Genomic DNA, 20,930 nt, shown 5'->3' with positions numbered 1-20,930 from the left:
AATGAGCGTTCACATTGGTCCGGAAATGGTGTTCACGTTGAACCGGAATCGGTGTTCATGATCGGCCGGAATATGCAAATGTCCCATCGGGGCAAACAGAGCACTCAAAAACGGGTTATGAGATCAACTAATTTGTAAGTTTTTCAATCAAAACTGCATTTTTGCTAAATCAGTTGGGATTTGCCCCCCCAGGTTTGTGGTAGATTGCGGCCTCTTTTTGGGTGGGCCCCTCGGGATACGTGTATCCACAGGACGAGAGGGACTGACCTTGGCGAGCAAGAGTTTAGGAAGTATCTATGCAAAACCAACAACACCACATCCGATTGCCGGGCATGTCGCAAGTATTTGCCTGCCTGGCCATTTTCCTGGCCCTGGCCTTCTCCTTCACCAGCGTGCTGGATCTGCCAATCCAGCTGGCACTGTTCATCGCCTGGTTCGTCATCATGGGACTCGGCATCAAGCTCGGCCACGATTACAAATCCCTGGAGCAGGCGGCAGTCGACGGCGTCGCCAAGGGGATGGGGGCCATCCTGATACTGATCTCCGTCGGTGCCCTGGTGGGCACCTGGATTGCCGGCGGCATCGTCCCCAGCATCATCTACTTCGGCCTCAAGGTGATACACCCCTCCATCTTCCTGCTGGCGACCCTGATCATCTGCTCTCTCACCTCGCTGGCCACCGGCACCTCCTGGGGCTCGGCGGCCACCGCAGGCATCGCCATGATGGGCATAGGCCACAGCCTGGGGGTACCCGCGCCGCTGGTAGCCGGTGCCGTGCTCTCCGGAGTCTACTTCGGTGACAAGCTCTCCCCGCTCTCCGACTCCGTGGTGCTGGCCTCGACCATGTCCAACGTCGACGTGATGGAACACATCAAGGGGATGCTGCCCATCAGTCTGTTCTCCTACGTCATCACCGCCGCCCTGTTCACCGTGGTCGGCATGCAGTACTCCGGCAACGTCAGCCTGGAGCAGGTCAATCTGGTGATGGACGCCCTCGACAAGCAGTTCAACATCACCCCCATGGCCATAGTGCCCGTGGTGCTGGTGCTGGGCCTGTTGGCCAACCGCAAACCCGCCTTCCCGGTGATCAGCTTCGGTGCCTTGCTGGGTCTTGTCTGGGCCATCGTCTTCCAGGACATGGATCCGGTGAAGGCGATGCACTCCGCCTACAGCCCCTTTGCCATCACCTCAGGCGTCGATTTCATCGACAACATCCTGGGCCGTGGCGGTATGGAGTCCATGCTGGGCTCAGTGGCCGTCATCATCTTCGGCTTGGGCTTCGGCGGTCTGCTGTAGAAGGTCGGCATCCTGGAAGTGATCGCCAGCGCCTTCGAGAAGCGCATCAACAGCGCCGGCAGCCTGACCAGCCACACCATAGGCACCGCCTTCCTGGCCAACGTGTTCGGTTCCGCCATGTATGTATCGCTGATCCTGACCCCCAAGATCATGGCCAAGAACTACGACCGGCTGGGGCTTGCGCGCAAGAACCTCTCTCGCAACGCCGAGTTTGGCGGCACCCTCACCTGCGGCATGGTGCCCTGGAGCGACAACGGCATCTTCATGGCCGGGGTCCTCGGGGTTGCGACCCTCGACTACCTGCCCTACATGTGGCTCAGCTTCACCTGCATCATTGTGACCATCACCCTCGCCTATCTGGGCAAGGGAGTGAACCGTGTACCGGTCACAGAGGCGGTGACAGCCCGCTAATTTCCGTAAAAACAACGACAAAGGCGCCATCACGGCGCCTTTTGTCTGGGTATGATTCGAGGTTAAGCTGGCACTCACCTTGATCGCACGTGGCAGGACGCCCAGATGAACGTCACCTTTCGCCAGATCCGCTATTTCGTGGCGGTGGCCGACAGCTTCTCGGTGAGCCGCGCCGCCGCCGAGCTGCACATCTCCCAGTCGGCGGTCACCAGCGCCATCCGCGAGCTGGAGACCGAGCTCGGCGCCGCCCTGTTCGAGCGCAATCCGCGCGGGGTCAGCCTCACCACCCAGGGCCACCAGTTTCTGCTGCACGCCCGTCGCATCCTAAGCGCCATGACCGAAGCCGGCCAGTCCCTCAAGGCGGTGGCCCAGCAGGATCAGGGGCGGCTTACCATAGGCGTAACCACGCTGGTGGCAGGCTACTACCTCTCGGAGGCCCTCGGCCGCTTTCGCCGCGCCTTCCCGGCGGTGCAGATCGAGGTGAAGGAGGATGAGCAACCCTATCTCGAGCACCAGATCGTCAACGGTGAGGTGGATGTGGGGATCCTGATGACCAACCGCACCATCCGCCAGGAAGCGTTCGATACCGAGCTGCTGACCCGCTCGCCGCTGCGGGTCTGGCTCGCCGCCAACCACCCGCTCTGCGCCGAGTCTACCCTCTCCCTCAAGGCGCTCGGCGAGGAGCCCATGATCTCGCTGACCGCCGACCAGCTTGACCAGATCATCGGCGGCGGCCTGCGCCGCTACGGCATCGCGCCGCGCATCGTGCTGCGGACCGCCTCGGTAGAAGCGGTGCGCAGCCTGGTGGCGAGCCAGCTCGGGCTCGCCCTGCTGCCGGACTTTGCCTACCGCCCCTGGTCGCTGGAGCAAGAGCGGGTCGAGGCCCGCGCCATCAAGGAGCCCATCCCCGCCATCGACATCGGTCTGGTGTGGCGGCGCGGCTCGCGCCTTGACTGGGCCGCACGCGAGTTCATCGACATCGCCAGAGATCAGAGCCGGCTACGGGCCCGCCAGCACCTCCCCCGCTAGGACTGAGCCTGAACAGCCGTGACTCCGGCAAAAAAATCAGATTCATCCGCACTCGATATCGATTTTACAGATACCCACGCCGTTAAAAATTGAAATTCTCATTGCTCCCGGCTTCTCCTACGCTCATGGCTGGTTAACAGGATGTTAATGCCTACTGTGGCGCCGCCACGGTTGCCAATCATGCAAGGAGAGCAAGATGAAATTGACCCCTCTGACCCTGGCCCTGATCCCGGCGCTGCTGGCAAGCCAGGTCCAGGCTGCCCCCACCACCCTCGGCAAGGGTGAAGGCCAGCTCAACATCGTGGCCTGGGCCGGCTACGTGGAGCGCGGCGAGACCGACAAGAACTACGACTGGGTCACCGGCTTCGAGAAAGAGACCGGCTGCAAGGTCAACGTCAAGACGGCCGCCACCTCGGACGAGATGGTGGCGCTGATGAACGAGGGGGGCTTCGATCTGGTGACCGCCTCCGGCGACGCCAGCCTGCGCCTCATCGCCGGCGGCAAGGTGCAGGCACTCAACCTGGCGCTCATCCCGAGCTACGGCAAGATAGACCCCCGCCTGCAGAATGCCCCCTGGCACACGGTGGACGGCAAGCACTATGGCGTGCCCTACCAGTGGGGCGGCAACATCTTGATGTACAACACCAAGGTGTTCCCCAAGGCGCCCGACTCCTGGAACGTGGTGTTCGAGGAGCAGACCCTGCCGGACGGCAAGTCCAACAAGGGTCGGGTGCAGGCATTTGACGGCCCCATCCACATCGCCGATGCCGCCCTCTATCTGATGAGCCACCAGCCCGCGCTCGGCATCAAGGATCCCTATGAGCTGAACGAGGATCAGTACAAGGCCGCCCTCGACCTCCTGCGCCAGCAGCGCAAGCTGGTGGGACGCTACTGGCACGATGCCTTCGTCCAGATCGACGACTTCAAGAACGAGGGGGTAGTGGCCTCTGGCTCCTGGCCCTTCCAGGCCAATACCCTGATAGCCGACAAGCAGCCCATCGCCACTACCGTGCCCAAGGAAGGGGTCACCGGCTGGGCCGACACCAGCATGGTGCACAGCGAGGCCAAGAACCTCACCTGTGCCTACAAATGGCTGGAGCACTCCCTCAACAACAAGCTGCAGGGGGATCTCGCCTCCTGGTTCGGCTCCGTGCCCGTGGTGCCGGCCGCCTGCGAGGGCAATGCCCTGCTCGGGAAAGAGGGGTGCAAGACCAACGGCATCGACAACTTCGATCGGGTTCACTTCTGGCGTACCCCTGTCTCCCAGTGCAAGAGCCAGGGAACCTGCGTGCCGTATTACCGCTGGGTCTCGGACTATATCGCTATTCTGGGTGGCCGCTGATGCTGGTAGAACAAGGCCATATCCCAGCGGCAGGGAACCTGCGTGCCCTACTACCGCTGGGTCTCGGACTATATCGCCATCCTGGGTGGTCGCTGAGGTGCCTCAGTAAATGCCGATATGGGGCCGGACAGGAGTCCGGCCCGCTTCCCACACAGACAAGGACGCCCCATGAATGCCGTACAATTTGACCGGGTCAGCCGCCACTATGGCGAGGTGAAGGCGGTCGACGACATCTCCTTCCAGATCCCGTCCGGAGAATTTTTCACCCTGCTGGGGCCGAGCTGTTCCGGCAAGACCACCTGCCTGCGGATGATTGCGGGCTTCGAATACCCGAGCGAGGGGGAGATCCGGCTGTTCGGCGAGCCCTGCTCCACCGTGCCCCCCTACGATCGCAACCTCAATACCGTGTTTCAGGACTACGCCCTGTTTCCCAACATGGATGTGCGCGACAACATCGGCTATGGCCTGATGCTCAAGGGCGTCGCCAAGGCGGAGCGTTACCGCAAGGTGGACGAGATGCTGGAGCTGGTGCGTCTGCCCGGAGTCGGCAACCGCAAGCCGGGCCAGCTCTCCGGCGGCCAGCGCCAACGCATCGCCATCGCCCGGGCACTGATCAACCAGCCGCGCATCCTGCTGCTGGACGAACCGCTCGGGGCGCTCGACCTCAAGCTGCGCGAGCAGATGCAGCTCGAACTGAAAGCCTTGCAGCGCCAGCTCGGCATCACCTTCATCTTCGTCACCCACGATCAGCAGGAGGCGCTCTCCATGAGCGACCGGATCTGCATCTTCAATCAAGGCAAGATCGAGCAGATCGCCGCGCCGGATACCATCTACGACGCCCCCGCCACGCCCTTCGTCGCTCGCTTCATCGGCACCGTCAACCTGTTCGAGGGGGAGCAGGCCCGCCGTCTGTGCGGCGATGCTCACCAGATGATGGTGCGCCCGGAGCGGATCCGGCTCACCGAGGCCGGCACACCGGGCTGGTCCGGGGAAGTGCGCGAGGTGGAGTATCTCGGCCCCTTCGTGCGCTACCGGGTCGATCTCGGCGAGCAGCTCGAGCTTATCGTCAACCACCCCAACGAGGGCCAGGCCCGCCTGCCCCGTGGCGCCCGGGTCAGCCTCAGCTGGCCGGAGCAGGCGATCCATCACCTGCACACCGCCCCTCAGAGAGCTCAACCATGAGCGCCCCCCACAGTGCGAGCCTTGCCATGAGCCAACCCACTGCCCCCCTCTCCTATCGGCCGCTGCGGCGCCTTTCCACCCTGCTCTACGGGCGGCCGGGTCTGTTGCTGGCCGTCCTGCTCGGGCCGCCGCTGCTCTGGCTTGGCATCATCTATGTCGGCTCCCTGCTGATGCTGCTCTCCAACGCCTTCTTCGGGCTGGACGAGTTCAGCGGCCAGATCCGCCACGAACTGGGCCTACAGAACTTCGTCGCCCTGCTGCGGGCGGAGAATCTGGACGTGATCCTGCGCACCGTCGGCATGTCGCTGCTAGTGACTCTGGCCTGCGCCCTGCTCGGCTTTCCGGTGGCCTACTACATGGCGCGCTACACCAGCGGCAAGACCCGGGCCCTGTTCTACGTCGGCATCATGCTGCCGCTCTGGTCCAGCTATCTGGTGCGGGTCTACGCCTGGAAGCTGATCCTGGCCAAGGAGGGGGTCATCAGCTGGCTGGTAGATACTCTGGGACTGGACTGGCTGCTGGACGCCATCCTCTCGCTGCCGGTGATCGGCGGGCCGTCGCTGTCGTTCTCGCGCATCGGCACCTTCATCGTGTTCGTCTACGTCTGGCTGCCTTTCATGATCCTGCCCATCCAGGCGGCGGTGGAGCGGATCCCGCGCTCCCTGCTGGAAGCGAGCGGCGATCTCGGCGCCACCCCGGCCCAGACCTTTCGTACCCTGATCCTGCCGCTGGCCCTGCCCGGCGTGGTGGCGGGCTCCATCTTCACCTTCTCCCTGACGCTGGGGGACTACATCATCCCCGGCATCATAGGCAACTCAACCATGTACATAGGTCAGGTGGTCTACATGCAACAGGGCACGGCGGGCAACCTGCCCTTCGCTGCCGCCTTCTCGCTGGTGCCGATCCTCATCATCGCCATCTACCTGACCATCGCGAAACGCTTGGGGGCCTTCGATGCGCTCTAATACTTCCATGAAGCGGGACCATAGCAGCCAGCCCTCCGGCCTGCTCAAGTACGCGGCCATCGGCGGTCTCCTGTTCCTGCACTTTCCGATCCTGTTCATCTTCCTCTATGCCTTCACCAGCGAGAGCAAGAGCTACCAGTTCCCGCCGCCCGGGCTCACCCTCAAGTGGTTCGAGGTGACCCTCAACCGCCCCGACGTGTGGCGCGCCATCCAGCTGTCGCTGGAGGTAGCGGGGCTGGCGACGCTGGCCGCCATGGTGCTCGGCACCCTGGCGGCGGGGGCCATCGCCCGCAGCCGCTTCTTCGGTCAGGAGGTGGTGTCGCTGTTGCTGGTGCTGCCCATCGCCCTGCCTGGCATCGTCACCGGTATCGCGCTGCGCTCCGCCTACGGGGTGATGGAGATCCCCTTCAGCTTCTGGACCATCGTCATAGGTCACGCCACCTTCTGCGTGGTGGTGGTCTACAACAATGCCCTGGCGCGCTTTCGCCGCACCAACCAGAGCCTCATCGAGGCGTCGATGGATCTCGGTGCCGACGGCTTCCAGACCCTGCGCTACGTGATCCTGCCCAACCTCGCCACGGCGCTGCTGGCGGGGGGCATGCTGGCGTTTGCCCTCAGCTTTGACGAGGTGATCGTCACCACCTTCACCGCTGGCCAGCAGACCACGCTGCCGATCTGGATGTATCAGGAGCTGATCCGGCCACGGGACAGGCCGGTCACTAACGTGGTGGCGCTCATCATAGTGGCCTTCACCACCATTCCCATTCTGCTTGCCTACTACCTCACCCGCGACGGCCAGGACGTCGCCGGCAGTGGCAAATAACGACTCAACGCGTGCGCAAGGATGCAACCATGAAACTCTCTACCCAACTCTTGATCGACGGTCAGTTCGTCACCGGTGACGGCCAGGCCGAGCCCATCCTCAACCCGGCCACCGGCGAGCTGCTCGCCTCGGTGCCCGAAGCCTCGTTCGAACAGGTGAACCGGGCGGTGAACGGCGCCCAACGCGCCTTCGCCCAGTGGAGCCGCACCACCCCGGCCCAACGCAGCACCCTGCTGCTGCGCCTGGCCGATGCCATCGAACGCCACGCCGAGGAGTTTGCAGCGCTCGAATCCCTCAACTGCGGCAAGCCCTATCTGGCGGTGCTCAATGACGAGCTGCCCGCAGTGGTGGACTGCTTCCGTTTCTTCGCCGGCGCCGCCCGCTGCCTGCAGGGGCCACTGGCGGGGGAGTACATCGAGGGGCACACCAGCATGATCCGCCGCGACCCCATCGGGGTGGTGGGCAGTATCGCCCCCTGGAACTATCCGCTGATGATGGCGGCTTGGAAGATGGCCCCAGTGCTCGCCGCCGGCAATACGGTGGTGCTCAAGCCCTCCGAGCAGACCCCGCTCACCGCCCTGCGCCTGGCGGAGCTCGCCAGCGAGCTGTTCCCGCGCGGCGTCATCAACATCGTCTGCGGCCGGGGCGAGAGCGTGGGGGCACCGCTGGTGGAGCACCCGCTGGTGCGCATGGTGTCGCTCACCGGTGACATCGCCACTGGCCAGAAGATCCTGCAGAGCGCCGCCCGCACCATGAAGCGCACCCATCTGGAGCTTGGCGGCAAGGCGCCGGTCATCATCTTTGACGATGCGGACCTGGAGGCCGTGGTGGCCGGCATTCGCACCTTCGGCTTCTACAACGCCGGCCAGGATTGCACAGCCGCTTGCCGCATCTATGCCCAGGGCAAGATCTACGACAAGTTCGTCGCCGCCATGACTGAGGCGGTCGCCTCCATCAAGGTGGGCGGTCCGCGCGAGGAGGGGGTGGAGATGGGGCCGCTCATCTCGGACCGGCTGCGCAACCGGGTGGCCAGCTTCGTGGAACGGGCCCAGAGCAGCGGTCACGTGGAGGTGACGGCGGGGGGCAAGATCCGCCCAGGCAACGGCTTCTTCTTCGAGCCGACCCTGATCGCCCATGCCCGCCAGGAGGATGAAATCGTGCGCCGGGAGGTATTCGGCCCGGTGGTGTCGGTGACCCGCTTTGGCGACGCCGAGCAGGTGGTGCAGTGGGCCAACGACTCGGACTACGGCCTCGCCAGCTCGGTCTGGACCCGGGATCTGGGCCTTGCCAGCAAGGTGGCCAGCCACCTGCAGTACGGCTGCACCTGGATCAACACCCACTTCATGCTCACCTCCGAGATGCCCCACGGCGGCATGAAGATGTCCGGCTACGGCAAGGATCTCTCCCTCTACGCGCTGGAGGACTACACGGTACCGCGCCATATCATGGTCAAGCTCTAGGCTCCACTCCGTCTCCCTGAAAAAAAGATGGCCCCTTGGGGCCATCTTTTTTTGCATCAGGTCTGTGCATCCCTGCAGTGCACCAACGCAGCGTCATCATTCACCCGACCGCGACCCGCATCAACATCATGACAACCGCCACAGCCAGTGGTGATCCAGAATAAGCAGACCAAACAGCAGCATCAGGTGATAGATGGAGAAACGGAAGGTGCGCATCGCCTGGCCGGGCCGATCCCCGTACTTCAACAGCCAACCATGCCAGCAGAATCCGAGGTTCAACCCAAGGCTGCCGACCAGGTAGACAAGCCCCGACATGCCGATCAGATAGGGCAGCAGACAGACGAGCGTCAGGATCAGCAGATAGAGCAGGATGGCGGTCTTGGTGAAATCGGTGCCGTGGGTGACCGGCAGCATGGGAATGTCGGCACCGGCATAGTCATCGCGCCGGTGGATGGCCAAAGACCAGAAATGGGGCGGCGTCCAGGTAAAAATGATCATCACCAGCAGCCAGGGCTCGGCCGAAAGCTGCCCCGTGATGCTGGTCCAGCCCAAGAGCGGTGGCATGGCTCCCGCCAATCCACCGATGACGATATTCTGCGATGTGGCCCGCTTCAGCAGCAGGGTATAGACGACCGCATAGCCGAACAGGCTGGCCAGGGTTAGCCAGGCAGTCAGGGGATTCACGCCCCAATGGAGCAAAACAAACCCCGACAGTGCCAGACAGATCGCAAAATTCATCGCCTGCCCCGGCGTGATCCGTCCCGTGGCGACCGGGCGCCAGCGCGTTCTGCGCATCCGGGCATCAATGCCGTACTCCAGAGAATGGTTCATGGCCGCCGCCCCGGCAGCGAGCAGCCCAATCCCCGCCAGGCCCAGTATCATCTCGTCCAGAGAGGCGCGTGTCGGCTCGGCCAGCAGCATGCCCACCCAGGCGGTCAGGAGCAGCAGGGCGACCACCTTTGGTTTGGTCAACTGACAATAATCGTGCACCCGGCGGAGGGCGAAGCGCTGTACCCGCCCTCTCCCATTCATGTCCGGCTCCTGACCATCCCAGGGGATGGCAAGGGGTCGTGATGAGGCAAAGAGAGGCTCCCGCGCGCCAGCACACAACAGGCCAGCAGGTGGGCGGCCACCAGATTGTGTGCAAGGGCGTTGGCCAGCGGCAGGGCCAGATGGACGTTCGCCAATCCCAAGGCAATCTGCACGGTCAGCAGACCCAGCAACAACCAGCCAAACCCTCTCAAGGGGGGCCGCTGGCAGAGCAGCGCGAGGGCGAAAGCACCCACCAGCAAGGCCGTGGTCAGCGCTCCCAGGCGATGGGCGATGTGAATGGTCTGGCGCGCCTCCTTGCCCAGCACGCCGAACTCATAGCTGGCGTGCCCCAGAGGGAGATGAAAGGCTTGCGCCCAATTCAGCTCTGCCTGCCAGTTGCCCTGGCACAAGGGAAACTCCACACACGCCATGGCCGCATAGTTCGCCGACGTCCAGCCCCCCAGCGCGATCTGCAGCAGCAACACGCCACAGGCCATGCTGCCAAGCCAGGAAACGCCCTGGTGTACGGGCGGGGGTGAAGGGAAACCTGCCAATTCGGCCCGATAGAGCCATAGCAAGGTCAGGATGGCGAAGCCGCCCAGCAGATGAGTGGTCACCACCAGGGGATGCAGGGCCAGGGTCACCGTCCACATACCCAGTGCCGCCTGACCCGCAACCAGCACCAGCAAGATGAGCGAGAGGTGGCGCAGTCGGCCGCCTGTACGCCAGCCCAAGCCGGACAGGAGCACAATCACGCCTCCCAGCACCCCGGCCAAGTAGCGATGCACCATCTCGCTGCGCGCCTTGTGAGGAACAAGCGGGCTGGCCGGATAGCGCTGTGCCGCCAGTTCCGCATACTCGGCGCGGGGAATGGCCAGAGAACCATAGCAACCTGGCCAATCGGGGCAGGCCAGCCCGGCATCCGTCAACCGGGTATAAGCACCGAGCGCGATGACAAGAACGGCCAGCGCAATGGCCACGGAGGCCAGCCTCTTGTGCATCTTCATATGCCGCCTCGTTGACCGTGCTGTAGCGTCCCATGTCGGCTGCATCGTCACTGCACCCCACGCTGATACTTGAGCAGTTGCTGCAGATCCGACAGTACCGCCTTGCCAAGCAACGGCCAGGTCGTCGTGCTGCCGGGCACCTCGTAACGCAAGATGACCAGCCCGCGGTCGTCCACCAGCAGTATATCCCCCTCCCTCATTTCACTGTTTGTCTCGTGAGGTGGCGTCAACTGGACCAGCTCCAGCTTGTCCAGGTTGCGGCCAAGTGCGGCCTGGATGCGCGCCATCAGCACAGGGACCTGCCGGCATTGTCCCTCGCAGCGAGGGGCCACCAGATAGACCAGTCGCCATTGGTGCTGATGGGCAGGAAGCGGTTGCAACAGGTAGATCTCCTGGTGCAGCCAGTGCCCCTTGCTGCGCGTGCCGGGTTCATACCAGCCCTGGTGAAGAGTCAGAGCCGCCAGCACCACAGGCAGCAGGATCACCGCAGCAAAGAGCGCTGGCACCCGCCAGCGTCGCCATCCACTCATGGGGAGCACCTCCTTGTCAGCATGACCCCCCCTGACAGAACCACCAGCGCCAAGCCGAGCCATTGCACCGCATAGGCCCGGTGTTTTTCAGGAGGCATGACATTGTGCTGGTAGTGATAGAGGAATGGGGTTCGTCTTTGATAGAACACGGCGTCTGCAAGCGGGGCTCCGATTGCCTGTCGCAGGGTCTCGACCCTGATGGATTGCAGCCGGTTCGGGTAGGGGCCTGGTTCTATGTTCTGTCCCAACAGGAAGCCGCCGGGAGCCATGCGCAGAACACCTTCAAGGGTCATTGCGGCGGGGATGGCGGGATTGGGCAATTGCGACCTGTCGGATGGTGCGGGCACCCATCCCAGGTTGACCAGCAACAGTGAGGATCCCCCCTCTGCGCGTACCGGGATGAGCACGTCATAGCCAACCTCCCCGTTGACGATCTGGTTGTCCAGCAACCAGACATAAGGGCTGACCCACTCGGCTTTCCCTTGCAGAGGCTGGCCATCCAGTGACTCCGGGTGTTGCCAGTCGGTCTGGGCCAATGTCCTTGGCCCGGCCTGCTGCATCTTTGCCATCTGCGCCAGCCAGGCCGTTTTTTCCATTCCGCGCTGCCACTGCCAGAACGCCAGCTTGCACAAACCGGCCGTCACCACCAGAGTGAACAACAAGACGAACCAGCGTCTGTGATGCCATGGTCGTCGCTTGTCTCGTGCAGCCGAATCGCGCATATCGAGGAGGATCCCAAGATGTTGATCAAGGTCGTTCTGGTACTCATGCTGCTGCTCATCATCGGCCAGCTGTTTCACGCCCTCTGGCTGATGCTCAGTCCAGGCAATACGCAAAAGATGTCGGTACCTCTGGGCCGGCGCGTCTTCTTCTCCCTGCTGGTGGTCATCATGCTGCTGCTCTCTCTCGCGATGGGCTGGCTGGACCCCAACCCGCGCCCCTACTGAGCACGGCATCAAAGCAGGTAGACAAAGACGAACAGACAGAGCCAGACCACATCGACGAAGTGCCAATACCAGGCCGCAGCCTGGAAAGCGAAATGACGCTGTGGGGTGAAATGATCCCTCAACATGATGCGCAGCCAGATGATGGTCAGGAAAAGGGTGCCCAGCAGCACGTGCAGTCCATGGAACCCGGTCAGAATGAAGAAGGTATTGCCATAGATGCCGGAATCCAGCCGCAGCCCGAGATCCCGATAGGCATGCAGATACTCATAACCTTGAAACCACAGGAATGTCAGCCCGAGCACCACGGTGGCCAGCAACATCCCCTTGAGCCGCATCCGTCTGCCGTTTTCCAGACTCATGTGTGCAAACAGCAGGGTCACGGAGGATCCGAGCAGGATCAAGGTATTGATAAGGGGGATCCCCTGCCAGGGCATGGCCTGGGTCGTGGCCCCGCCGGGCGTCTTGAGCAGGGGCCAGTGAGCGGTGAAATCCGGCCACAGCAGCTGGCCCGTCATCACCCTGTGGCCCGCACCATCCAGCCAGGGCACCGCAAGCTGGCGGGCATAGAACAGCACTCCGAAAAAAGCCAGAAAGAACATCACTTCGGAGAAGATGAACCAGACCATGCCCTGCCTGAAGGATCTGTCCATCTGGGCGCTGTAAAGTCCGGTCATGGACCAATGCTGTTCAGATAAGCACATTTTTGACTAATTATTCATAAATGCGACTTGAGTTGGGGGAGCAAGGCTGTTTCCAGTCGATGTTCCTTCAGCCTTTATCCAGCGTGGCTTGCAATAGAAAGAGGGAGGCATCATGCCTCCCTCATTTTTAGCCCTGATACTACGTGGACTGGAACTCAAATTCTCTTAAGTGAACAGCATTGCGGTCATGGACTCCCGGATGATGTGACGGAACCAGCCAAACAACATGAATGCCAGCAGCGCGACACCGGCCATCATCAGATACCGGCCGAAACCGGTCTGCCCACTCGCCACTTCATTGACCAGATGCCCCGCCCCCAACGCCAGGAAAAACAGTGCAATGGCACCAATGATGGGCCAGCGACTCTGGTCCGGGACATAATAGGTCTGGTTCACCTTGGCCATGGTCATTTCCTCTGTGCGAGTGCCGGTGCCGGTGCAGGTACGGACTCCGTGATGTCATAGAGCGAGTAGGAAAGCGTGATGGTATTGATGCTGTCCGGTAGTGCCGGATCGATATAGAACTTGAGCGGCATCAGCTTGCTCTGCCCTGCCCTCAGCTCCTGGCGATTGAAACAGAAACACTCCACTTTCTTCAGATAGGCTGCGGCGGGACCGGGAGAGACCGACGGGACCGCCTGACCCACCATGGTCCGCTCCGTGGGATTGAACACCCGAAAGTTGACCATCTTCACCTCCCCCGGCCGCACCGACAGCCGAGCCGTCTCACCGCTGAACTCCCACGGCATCCGGGTATCCGCATGAGCAAGAAACTCGATCTGGATGCTCCGCTTGCTGTCGATCACCGCCCGCTCCGTACTGGCCGCTTGATCAGACGTCTTGCCATTGAGGCCGGTGATCCGGCAGAAGACGTCATAAAGCGGCACCAGCGCAAAGGCAAAACCAAACATGACGAGCACGACCAGAGCCAGTTTTCTGAGCAAGGGGGCATGACTGACCTGGGTCATATGACCTCCCTAACGCTCTTCCGACCGGATATCCGGTGGAGTCTGGAAACTGTGATAGGGAGGGGGAGAAGAGAGCGTCCATTCCAGCCCCTCGGCCCCCTCCCATACCCGATCGCTCGCCTTGGCTCCGCCTCTGATGCATTTGATCACACCCCAGACAAACAGCAGCTGGGACAGGCCGAAGGCAAAGCCCCCCAGGCTGATCAGCATGTTGAAGTCCGCAAATTGCAGGGCGTAATCGGGAATGCGGCGAGGCATGCCCGCCAGCCCGACAAAATGCATGGGGAAAAACAGCACATTGACCGAGACGAGCGAACACCAGAAGTGCCATTGGCCGAGCCGCTCGTCATACATGTGCCCCGTCCATTTCGGCAACCAGTAGTAGGCCGCAGCCAGGATCGAGAAGACGGCACCGGTCACCAGCACATAGTGGAAATGGGCCACTACGAAATAGGTGTCGTGATACTGAAAATCAGCCGGCGTCATGGCCAGCATCAGCCCGGAGAAACCGCCAATGGTGAACAGGGTGATGAAGGCGATGGCAAACAGCATGGGGGTCTCGAATGTCAGAGAACCACGCCACATGGTGGCAAGCCAGTTGAATACCTTTACCCCTGTCGGCACAGCGATCAGCATGGTGGTATACATGAAGAACAGCTCCGCCACCACGGGCAATCCGGTGGTGAACATGTGGTGCGCCCAGACCATGAAGGAGAGCAAGGCGATGCTGCTGGTGGCATAGACCATGGAGCGATAACCGAACAGCTTCTTGCGGGAGAAGGTCGGAATGATGCTGGAGACGATGCCGAAAGCCGGCAATATCATGATGTAGACTTCCGGGTGCCCGAAGAACCAGAAAATGTGCTGAAACAGGACAGGATCCCCCCCACCGGCCGCATCGAAGAAACTGGTCCCGAAATACTTGTCCGTCAGCACCATGGTCACCGCAGCCGCCAGCACCGGCATGACAGCGATGAGCAGAAACGCCGTGATGAGCCAGGTCCAGACAAACAGCGGCATCTGCATCCAACCCATGCCCGGCGCCCGCAGGTTGAAGATGGTCACGATGACGTTGATGGCCCCCATGATGGAGGAGATCCCCATGATGTGAATGGCAAAGACGAACAGGGCCGTGCTGTTGCCGCTGTACTGGGTGGACAGGGGGGCATAGAAGGTCCAGCCAGAACTGGGGCCGCCTCCCTCCATAAACAGGCTCGACAGGAGGATGAGGAAAGCAAACGGCAGGATCCAGAAGCTCCAGTTGTTCATGCGGGGCAACGCCATGTCAGGGGCCCCAATCATGATGGGGATCAGCCAGTTGGCGAGGCCGGTGAAGGCGGGCATGACGGCACCAAAGACCATGATAAGGCCGTGTACCGTGGTCATCTGGTTGAAAAACAGGGGTTCCACCAGTTGCAGTCCGGGCTGGAACAGTTCTGCCCGGATCACCATGGCCATGGCGCCACCGGTAAAGAACATGGTGAGAGCAAAGCACAGATACAGGGTACCGATGTCCTTGTGATTGGTGGTGTAGAGCCAGCGCCTCAGACCGGCCGCTGGCTGGTGGACATGTTCGCTGTGCGGGGTATCCGTGATTCCATCACTCATGCCGACGCCTCACTTGTCCTTGTCCGGATTGGCCGGGTTGAGAAGGGACTGCACCTCAGCTGGCTGCACAAGGTCACCGGTCTTGTTATCCCAGGCATTGCGCTCATAGGTGATGACGGCGGCCAAGTTCCTGCGCCGTCAACTGTTTGCCAAAAGGTTGCATCGCCGTGCCGCTCTTGCCATGCAGGACGATGTCCAGATGCTGGGCCCGATGGTCCGCCTGTGTGGTCACCTTGCTGCCATTGAGCGCCGGGAAGATGCCCGGCAATCCGGTACCCGCGGGCTGATGACAGGCCGCACAGTGCCCCAGATAGACTTTCTCCCCCTGCGCCATGGCTTGTGGCAACGTCATGGTCTCCGCTGCCTGCGCCTGTTGCTGTGCCTTGGCAGTTGCCTGCTCGTCTCCCTTTCTGGCAATCCACTTCTCGAACTCCTCTGCGGATTTGGCCACCACAACCACGGGCATGAAACCGTGATCTTTCCCGCACAGCTCGGCGCACTGCCCACGATAGGTGCCCGGCTTGTCGATCCGGGTCCAGGACTCGTTGATGTAGCCAGGATTGGCATCTTTTTTCACGGCGAAGGCGGGAACCCACCAGGAGTGAATGACATCGTCCGAGGTCATCAGGAAACGGATCTTCTTGCCGACCGGCAATACCAGAGGGTTATCCACCTCCAGCAGATAATTGCCGCCCTTGGGGGCATCACCGGAGATCTGCTGTTTGCTGGTCGCCAGCAGGGAATAAAACGCCACCGGATACTCGAGGTATTTGTAATGCCATTTCCATTGCGAGCCCGTGACGAGGACGGTGAGATCGGCCTTGGAGGTATCCTCCATCTTCAACAGGGTCGAGGTTGCCGGTGCCGCCATCGCGATCAGTATCAACACGGGGATGGCCGTCCACAGCAACTCGATGCGGGTGCTTTCGTGAAACTGGGCGGCTTTGGCACCGCGCGATTTTCGATGGTGCACGATGGACCAGAACATGATGCCGAAGACGAGCAGACCGATGACGCAACAGATATAGAAAATCGTCATGTGCAGGTCATAGACCTGCTGGCTGATGGCGGTCGCCCCACGCGTCATGTTGAACCGGATCTCATTGGCAAAGGCGCTGCTGCTGATGAACCACATCATCATTCCGGCACCTGCCTGAGCTGCATCGTTTCTCACATTGCACTCCCTGTGCACGTTGGAGAAGATGGCCTGCATTCAATACGCCCAACGCTAACCATCTGAAAATAATGCATTTATTAAAATTCATTTCATATTCAAGTATTAGTCCATATTCAGAAAAAACCAAAATGCAGACAGCCCTGACCAGGCTCATCAGAGCAGTGGCAATGGGCAAAACGCGAGCAGGGAAGAAGGAGAAACGGGTCCCGGGGTGGCCGCGCCTTGAACGGGGAGAGCTTCAGCCATGGTGAGTCGAATCGATGTGCAGAACCCGGGAGGGGCCATTGGTTCCTCCTGGGCTCCGTGGTTTTCTGCCGTGCCAGAGGTGGGGTCAGCCCGCTGGGGCTTGCTGAGCCAGCAGTCTGGCCAGCAGGGAGCGCAATGCTTTTATCAGGGCGGGTTTGCCCGCGACACCCTGTCGGGCAGCCAGCTCGGACCAGGACGCATATTGCCAGATGGTGGCGATCAGCAACCGTCGTTCATCCTGACTCAACCCGTCCAGCATCATCACTCGCCGGAGCAGCCAGCGTTGCAGTGTCGCCTGGCACAATTCGAATGGCTTGTGATGGTGGGCAAAACAATCGAGTTCCCGATGCTCGAATTCATCCAGATCCGGCACATGAGTGACAGGTCCGCCTCTGAGGGATAGCCAGACCAGTTCGGTATCCAGCCTCTTGAGTTCACCCGCCAGCAGGGCCGGCAACTGGCTCATGAAACGCTGTCGCCATTGCGCCAGCTCGGCGTGATATTCCGATTGCAACGGCATCAGCAGCAAAGCTGCATGACTGCCGCTGGCCGCATCGCGCTGCAGACCAAGACGCAGCACCTTCAATCCCGCCTTGAGCCAGAATGGCAGCAGATCTGGACTGGCGGAGAAGGCAGATCCCAGATAATCGACCCCTAATACCCGATAATGTGATACCAGCTTGTCCAGCAACCAAGACCCCAGCCCGAGACGATGAAGGGCAGGATGGATGGCGATGCGCATCACCCTGGCATAAGAGCGCTCCCCCGCCGTCACGAAACCGGCGTGGGCCAGCAGCGACTGGGGCAGCAGATGTCCACGAGGGCGCCTTCGTCCGGCCCAGATCGCGTGCGCCAGATCAGGGGGGATATTGCCCTCCCGCGCGACCAGCGCCACCCCGAGCAACTCCTGTCCCTGCTCCATCAGATGAATGTCGAGATCCGGCCCCTCCAGCAAATACCGCAGATCACTGGGGCTGGTCTGGTAGTGAGCCAGTACGAGCAGGCCGAACACCCGATTGAGCAGCGCGTCATCACGGGCCAGCTCATCTTGTCCGACCAGGCGCCAGGTCGGTGATGTCGGGGGATGAGGTGCCGATATGTCGGTATTCAGACCAAGGAGCCGGAAGATCAGAGGCTCCAGCGGATCGCTCAGGCTCCAGCGAATGGGCTCCACCAGGTGCAGCTCCTGCCAATCCGGGGTTTGCTCATCGAGTACCTTCTTGAAGCGCAGATGAAAGCCGCGCCCCGTCCCCTCATAGCCGTGCTCCGTTGTAGCGAAGACAATGCGACTGTGACGGGCCAGCATGGCTTCCAGCAGCGGGGTCGGGATGGCGGCGGCCTCATCCACCAGCAACAGATCCGCCAGCACATCTCCTTGAGCCACCCGATCAGGGGACACATAGCTCAGACCGGCCAGCCGCTCAGGCATCTCTCCCAGCGCGCGCTCTGCATGGGCAAAAAGTGTCGCCACTGTAGCGTGGGAAGGGGCCGTCACCGCTATCGCCAAGGCCGGATCCCGACTCAGCAAGTCGGCGCTCGCCAGCCCCAGCACGGCGCTCTTGCCACGACCGCGATCGGCGCTCAGCACCAGGGGGCGGCGGCGATGGCCGTGCAACACGTTGTGGATGGCGGGCAGCGCACGGGCCTGATCCGCGCTCAGCGGTCGGCTCCCGTCGAGAGGCTGCCAGGTAATATCACAAGAGGCAGGCGTCAGATCTCGCGCCGGATCTTCTGCCAGCAACCGTACCAGACGGGAGATGAAACCCTGCCCGGCACGATCGGCCTCCTCTGGCTGGGCGACCAGCCTCTGACGATCAGGGTCTGGGTAGGTCGGCCATACCTCCCGCGGCGGGGTCAGCAGAAGCAAGAGCCCCCCAGCCCTCAATGTCCCCGCCAAGGCACCGAATGCATCGGGGTGAAAACCGCTGAAGGCATTGAATACCAAGGTGTCGCACTCCTGACCGAGCCGTTGAAGCGCCTTGGCGGCAGGCTGCGGAGCATGACGCTCAGGACCCTGCCCCAGCCAGAACACCTCTCCCCACAGCAAGGATTCGGCACGAACGATGCAGTCATCCTCCTCCCCTTCCAGCCAGATCAGACGCCGCTCGCCGGCATGAGCGATAGCGTGGCGCAAGGCGAGCAGCTCAGCTGACATCATGGAGCTGGGCTGGCGTCTGGCTTCACGCGGGGTTCAAACATGCGCTCCCCCATCTGGTCGATGAAGGTATGGGCCTTTTGCACCATGAAGCGCTCGGCATCCGCCGGGTTGGCAAAGAGATCGGAGCGGATGAAGCGATGGGTCTGTAATTGCCCGTCGATCTCCCTGGTGATGCGACCGGCCAGCCTGTATTGCCCCCCTTCCGCCATGGGCTCGGGGTAGATGAGATAGCCCATGTATTCGATGGGCTCAACCTCGGGGCTCTGGGCGATCTCTCCCTTGAACAGGGCATTGAATAGTTTTTTGAACATGTTCGCATCCTCTCTGATGCAGGCATTCTCCCCAAGGGTGGAATCACTGGCAAGCACGGGATCTTATTACCATTCGTTCTTTGCACTACGAACCATTCTCATTTAGATTTCATCTCATTCCAGCATGAGGTCCAGATTATGTACGTGTGTTTGTGCCGCGGCATCACAGATAACCAGATCCGCAAGGCGGTACAGGCAGGCAAGACTGAATTCCGACAGTTGAAACAGTCGCTGGAAGTCGGTACTCAATGTGGTAAATGTGTGCGCATGGCGATGGAGATCATCGCTACCGAAATCGACAAGATGGAGTCAGAGCAGGCACCGCTCTATTACGAAGTGGCGTAAAACCGCCGACTTCTCGTCTTCATCTCTCCTTCTGCCCTCCAGGGGACGACTTTACCCATCACGTTATGGTCATGTTTCTGGACTAAGCTCTAGTGATCGTTGCCTAGGCTCGAAAACGAGGAGTAATGTCGATGAAAGGAGATCCCAAAATCATTGCCCACCTCAACAAGGTGCTGGCCAATGAGCTGGTTGCCATCAACCAATACTTCCTGCATGCCCGCATCTATGATGACTGGGGCCTCAAGGGGCTCGGGCACAAGGAGTATCACGAATCCATCGATGAGATGAAACATGCCGACGAGCTGGTCAAGCGGGTGCTGTTTCTGGAAGGGCTGCCCAACTTGCAGGATCTGGGCAAGCTGCGCATCGGTGAGACGGTGGAAGAGATGTTGCGCTGTGACTTGTCTCTGGAGATGGACGCCATCCCCGACCTGAAAGTCGCCATCACCTATGCCGAGTCTGTGCAGGACTACGTCAGCCGCGACCTGTTCCAGGAGATCCTGGAAGATGAAGAGGAGCATGTGGACTGGCTGGAAACCCAGCTCGATCTCATCGCCCGTATCGGTCTGGAAAACTACCAGCAATCCCAGCTCCATGCCGAGTCATCCTGAATCGCGATGACATCAAGAGACAATCCCAACCCGCCCAGGCGGGTTTTTTCATGGCGACAGCGGCAGAGATCTTGCCCAACGATACGGTAGCCAACCTGGCTGCTGACAATGCAGGCCAGAGGATGGCAGGATGGCAGGCGCCGGATTGAACCACCTCCGGGATCACAGTTACGATGCATGGGGCAGCGGCAGGCGCCGCTTTCGATTAGGATACGACCCCATTCCCATCATTTTGCTACGGATGACCTCCATGGAACTGATTGCACGCGAGATGGCGCCCCACAAACGGGTTGCCCTGGTGGCTCACGACAACATGAAAGCCCCTCTGCTGAACTGGGTGCTGCGCCGCAAGGAGGAGCTCAAGCTCCACCATCTCTATGCGACCGGCACCACGGGCACCCTGCTCGGCAAGAAGGCGCAGCTGCCCATTACCTGCCTCTTCTCCGGCCCCATGGGAGGGGATCAGCAGCTCGGCGCCCTCATCGCCGAAGGGAAGATAGACGTGATGATCTTCTTCTGGGATCCCCTCAATCCCGCCGCCCACGATCCTGACGTCAAGGCCCTGCTGCGCCTCGCGGCCGTCTGGAACATCCCGGTCGCCACCAACGAGGCGACGGCGGACTTCATCATGGACAGCCCGCACATGCAGCAGGCATTCAGCGTCCAGGTGCCCGACTACGCCGGCTACCTCAAGGCCAGAACCGAATCATGTACAGGATCTTTAGCTACAACCAATTGAAATAGATAGAAAAAAGGCTTCGTTTGTGATCTGATTTAATCGC

At 61.2% G+C, this 20,930-nt stretch carries 21 protein-coding genes and 1 pseudogene; 11 read left to right on the top strand and 11 right to left on the bottom strand.

The genetic code is table 11. The features are described from left to right. Nucleotides 1-296 precede the first annotated feature (296 nt). From nhaC to OKB81_RS12185, 7 genes and pseudogenes are all read left to right on the top strand, one after another. Nucleotides 297-1,706 (top strand): annotated as a pseudogene (gene nhaC, locus OKB81_RS12215) (Na+/H+ antiporter NhaC). 105 nt (nucleotides 1,707-1,811) lie between these two features. After that, on the top strand, nucleotides 1,812-2,735 hold the full coding sequence (locus tag OKB81_RS12210; protein ID WP_160836672.1) for a LysR family transcriptional regulator: 924 nt from the start codon (nucleotides 1,812-1,814) through the stop codon (nucleotides 2,733-2,735). 196 nt (nucleotides 2,736-2,931) lie between these two features. Further along, on the top strand, nucleotides 2,932-4,077 hold the full coding sequence (locus tag OKB81_RS12205; RefSeq protein WP_039039701.1) for an ABC transporter substrate-binding protein: 1,146 nt from the start codon (nucleotides 2,932-2,934) through the stop codon (nucleotides 4,075-4,077). Between the two features lie 168 nt (nucleotides 4,078-4,245). Next, on the top strand, nucleotides 4,246-5,259 hold the full coding sequence (locus OKB81_RS12200; protein WP_160836674.1) for an ABC transporter ATP-binding protein: 1,014 nt from the start codon (nucleotides 4,246-4,248) through the stop codon (nucleotides 5,257-5,259). After that, the gene (locus tag OKB81_RS12195; RefSeq protein ID WP_160836676.1) at nucleotides 5,256-6,224 is read left to right on the top strand and encodes an ABC transporter permease; all 969 of its coding nucleotides are present in this window, start codon (nucleotides 5,256-5,258) and stop codon (nucleotides 6,222-6,224) included. Before OKB81_RS12200 ends, OKB81_RS12195 begins: the two co-directional genes overlap by 4 nt. A gap of 7 nt (nucleotides 6,225-6,231) precedes the next feature. Continuing rightward, complete coding sequence (locus tag OKB81_RS12190) at nucleotides 6,232-7,047, top strand: ABC transporter permease (protein ID WP_010675764.1); 816 nt, start codon at nucleotides 6,232-6,234, stop codon at nucleotides 7,045-7,047. A gap of 29 nt (nucleotides 7,048-7,076) precedes the next feature. Beyond that, nucleotides 7,077-8,507, top strand: a complete 1,431-nt coding sequence (locus OKB81_RS12185) for a gamma-aminobutyraldehyde dehydrogenase (RefSeq protein ID WP_270662579.1) — start codon at nucleotides 7,077-7,079, stop codon at nucleotides 8,505-8,507. Between the two features lie 126 nt (nucleotides 8,508-8,633). Here OKB81_RS12185 and cyoE read toward each other — a convergent pair whose 3' ends face one another. Genes cyoE through OKB81_RS12165 form a run of 4 tightly spaced genes read right to left on the bottom strand, consistent with a single transcriptional unit; the run spans nucleotide 8,634 to nucleotide 11,798 of the window. Continuing rightward, a complete protein-coding gene (cyoE, locus tag OKB81_RS12180) occupies nucleotides 8,634-9,539 on the bottom strand; it encodes a heme o synthase (RefSeq protein WP_160836680.1) in 906 nt (301 codons plus the stop codon). Beyond that, a complete protein-coding gene (locus OKB81_RS12175) occupies nucleotides 9,536-10,546 on the bottom strand; it encodes a COX15/CtaA family protein (protein ID WP_160836682.1) in 1,011 nt (336 codons plus the stop codon). The genes cyoE and OKB81_RS12175 overlap by 4 nt, the downstream gene beginning before the upstream one ends. 47 nt (nucleotides 10,547-10,593) lie before the next feature. Continuing rightward, nucleotides 10,594-11,076: a hypothetical protein gene (locus tag OKB81_RS12170; RefSeq protein ID WP_134996931.1), complete on the bottom strand. Its 483-nt coding sequence runs from the start codon at nucleotides 11,074-11,076 to the stop codon at nucleotides 10,594-10,596. Then, nucleotides 11,073-11,798: an SURF1 family protein gene (locus OKB81_RS12165; protein WP_234888556.1), complete on the bottom strand. Its 726-nt coding sequence runs from the start codon at nucleotides 11,796-11,798 to the stop codon at nucleotides 11,073-11,075. The genes OKB81_RS12170 and OKB81_RS12165 overlap by 4 nt, the downstream gene beginning before the upstream one ends. Before the next feature lie 18 nt (nucleotides 11,799-11,816). Between OKB81_RS12165 and OKB81_RS12160 the strand changes: the two genes are divergently transcribed. Continuing rightward, nucleotides 11,817-12,023 carry a DUF2909 family protein gene (locus OKB81_RS12160; protein ID WP_109111756.1) on the top strand — a complete coding sequence of 69 codons (207 nt, stop codon included), beginning with the start codon at nucleotides 11,817-11,819 and terminating at the stop codon, nucleotides 12,021-12,023. Nucleotides 12,024-12,031: 8 nt separating this feature from the next. Here OKB81_RS12160 and OKB81_RS12155 read toward each other — a convergent pair whose 3' ends face one another. From OKB81_RS12155 to OKB81_RS12125, 7 genes are all read right to left on the bottom strand, one after another. Next, on the bottom strand, nucleotides 12,032-12,697 hold the full coding sequence (locus OKB81_RS12155) for a cytochrome c oxidase subunit 3 (RefSeq protein ID WP_234888557.1): 666 nt from the start codon (nucleotides 12,695-12,697) through the stop codon (nucleotides 12,032-12,034). Nucleotides 12,698-12,889: 192 nt separating this feature from the next. Then, nucleotides 12,890-13,129 (bottom strand): hypothetical protein, encoded by a 240-nt coding sequence (locus OKB81_RS12150; RefSeq protein WP_234888558.1) that lies wholly within the window; start codon nucleotides 13,127-13,129, stop codon nucleotides 12,890-12,892. 2 nt (nucleotides 13,130-13,131) lie between these two features. After that, a complete protein-coding gene (locus OKB81_RS12145) occupies nucleotides 13,132-13,692 on the bottom strand; it encodes a cytochrome c oxidase assembly protein (RefSeq protein ID WP_109111755.1) in 561 nt (186 codons plus the stop codon). A 9-nt stretch (nucleotides 13,693-13,701) separates the two neighbouring features. Beyond that, the gene (gene ctaD, locus OKB81_RS12140; RefSeq protein WP_069784288.1) at nucleotides 13,702-15,300 is read right to left on the bottom strand and encodes a cytochrome c oxidase subunit I; all 1,599 of its coding nucleotides are present in this window, start codon (nucleotides 15,298-15,300) and stop codon (nucleotides 13,702-13,704) included. Between the two features lie 103 nt (nucleotides 15,301-15,403). Next, a complete protein-coding gene (gene coxB, locus OKB81_RS12135; RefSeq protein WP_270805263.1) occupies nucleotides 15,404-16,441 on the bottom strand; it encodes a cytochrome c oxidase subunit II in 1,038 nt (345 codons plus the stop codon). 367 nt (nucleotides 16,442-16,808) lie between these two features. Then, complete coding sequence (locus OKB81_RS12130) at nucleotides 16,809-18,881, bottom strand: tRNA(Met) cytidine acetyltransferase TmcA (protein WP_160836684.1); 2,073 nt, start codon at nucleotides 18,879-18,881, stop codon at nucleotides 16,809-16,811. Next, nucleotides 18,878-19,192, bottom strand: coding sequence for an HlyU family transcriptional regulator (locus tag OKB81_RS12125; protein ID WP_041211748.1), 315 nt, complete (start codon nucleotides 19,190-19,192; stop codon nucleotides 18,878-18,880). The genes OKB81_RS12130 and OKB81_RS12125 overlap by 4 nt, the downstream gene beginning before the upstream one ends. A gap of 138 nt (nucleotides 19,193-19,330) precedes the next feature. Between OKB81_RS12125 and OKB81_RS12120 the strand changes: the two genes are divergently transcribed. The 3 genes from OKB81_RS12120 (at nucleotide 19,331) to OKB81_RS12110 (ending at nucleotide 20,887) form a co-directional block, all read left to right on the top strand. Continuing rightward, the gene (locus OKB81_RS12120) at nucleotides 19,331-19,537 is read left to right on the top strand and encodes a bacterioferritin-associated ferredoxin (RefSeq protein WP_039039715.1); all 207 of its coding nucleotides are present in this window, start codon (nucleotides 19,331-19,333) and stop codon (nucleotides 19,535-19,537) included. Nucleotides 19,538-19,668: 131 nt separating this feature from the next. After that, a complete protein-coding gene (gene bfr / locus OKB81_RS12115) occupies nucleotides 19,669-20,148 on the top strand; it encodes a bacterioferritin (RefSeq protein WP_010675778.1) in 480 nt (159 codons plus the stop codon). A gap of 250 nt (nucleotides 20,149-20,398) precedes the next feature. Beyond that, nucleotides 20,399-20,887: a methylglyoxal synthase gene (locus OKB81_RS12110; RefSeq protein WP_270805262.1), complete on the top strand. Its 489-nt coding sequence runs from the start codon at nucleotides 20,399-20,401 to the stop codon at nucleotides 20,885-20,887. The last annotated feature ends 43 nt before the right edge of the window (nucleotides 20,888-20,930 follow it).

Source organism: Aeromonas sp. QDB56 (genome assembly GCF_027705505.1).
GTDB lineage: Bacteria > Pseudomonadota > Gammaproteobacteria > Enterobacterales > Aeromonadaceae > Aeromonas > Aeromonas caviae.
The sequence above is the reverse complement of the archived record's forward strand: the minus strand, read 5'-3'. Positions and strand labels throughout refer to the sequence as shown.

Excerpts from the sequence above, each read along its gene's own strand:
- OKB81_RS12145 (WP_109111755.1), bottom strand. The coding sequence starts at position 13,692 with ATGACCCAGGTCAGTCATGCCCCCTTGCTCAGAAAACTGGCTCTGGTC.
- OKB81_RS12200 (WP_160836674.1), top strand. The coding sequence starts at position 4,246 with ATGAATGCCGTACAATTTGACCGGGTCAGCCGCCACTATGGCGAGGTG.
- OKB81_RS12175 (WP_160836682.1), bottom strand. The coding sequence starts at position 10,546 with ATGAAGATGCACAAGAGGCTGGCCTCCGTGGCCATTGCGCTGGCCGTT.
- OKB81_RS12190 (WP_010675764.1), top strand. The coding sequence starts at position 6,232 with ATGAAGCGGGACCATAGCAGCCAGCCCTCCGGCCTGCTCAAGTACGCG.
- OKB81_RS12150 (WP_234888558.1), bottom strand. The coding sequence starts at position 13,129 with ATGGCCAAGGTGAACCAGACCTATTATGTCCCGGACCAGAGTCGCTGG.
- OKB81_RS12155 (WP_234888557.1), bottom strand. The coding sequence starts at position 12,697 with ATGACCGGACTTTACAGCGCCCAGATGGACAGATCCTTCAGGCAGGGC.
- OKB81_RS12110 (WP_270805262.1), top strand. The coding sequence starts at position 20,399 with ATGGAACTGATTGCACGCGAGATGGCGCCCCACAAACGGGTTGCCCTG.
- OKB81_RS12210 (WP_160836672.1), top strand. The coding sequence starts at position 1,812 with ATGAACGTCACCTTTCGCCAGATCCGCTATTTCGTGGCGGTGGCCGAC.
- OKB81_RS12165 (WP_234888556.1), bottom strand. The coding sequence starts at position 11,798 with ATGCGCGATTCGGCTGCACGAGACAAGCGACGACCATGGCATCACAGA.
- coxB (WP_270805263.1), bottom strand. The coding sequence starts at position 16,441 with ATGATGATGTGGTTCATCAGCAGCAGCGCCTTTGCCAATGAGATCCGG.
- ctaD (WP_069784288.1), bottom strand. The coding sequence starts at position 15,300 with ATGAGTGATGGAATCACGGATACCCCGCACAGCGAACATGTCCACCAG.
- OKB81_RS12185 (WP_270662579.1), top strand. The coding sequence starts at position 7,077 with ATGAAACTCTCTACCCAACTCTTGATCGACGGTCAGTTCGTCACCGGT.
- OKB81_RS12195 (WP_160836676.1), top strand. The coding sequence starts at position 5,256 with ATGAGCGCCCCCCACAGTGCGAGCCTTGCCATGAGCCAACCCACTGCC.
- OKB81_RS12120 (WP_039039715.1), top strand. The coding sequence starts at position 19,331 with ATGTACGTGTGTTTGTGCCGCGGCATCACAGATAACCAGATCCGCAAG.
- OKB81_RS12130 (WP_160836684.1), bottom strand. The coding sequence starts at position 18,881 with ATGATGTCAGCTGAGCTGCTCGCCTTGCGCCACGCTATCGCTCATGCC.
- bfr (WP_010675778.1), top strand. The coding sequence starts at position 19,669 with ATGAAAGGAGATCCCAAAATCATTGCCCACCTCAACAAGGTGCTGGCC.
- cyoE (WP_160836680.1), bottom strand. The coding sequence starts at position 9,539 with ATGAATGGGAGAGGGCGGGTACAGCGCTTCGCCCTCCGCCGGGTGCAC.
- OKB81_RS12170 (WP_134996931.1), bottom strand. The coding sequence starts at position 11,076 with ATGAGTGGATGGCGACGCTGGCGGGTGCCAGCGCTCTTTGCTGCGGTG.
- OKB81_RS12205 (WP_039039701.1), top strand. The coding sequence starts at position 2,932 with ATGAAATTGACCCCTCTGACCCTGGCCCTGATCCCGGCGCTGCTGGCA.
- OKB81_RS12125 (WP_041211748.1), bottom strand. The coding sequence starts at position 19,192 with ATGTTCAAAAAACTATTCAATGCCCTGTTCAAGGGAGAGATCGCCCAG.
- OKB81_RS12160 (WP_109111756.1), top strand. The coding sequence starts at position 11,817 with ATGTTGATCAAGGTCGTTCTGGTACTCATGCTGCTGCTCATCATCGGC.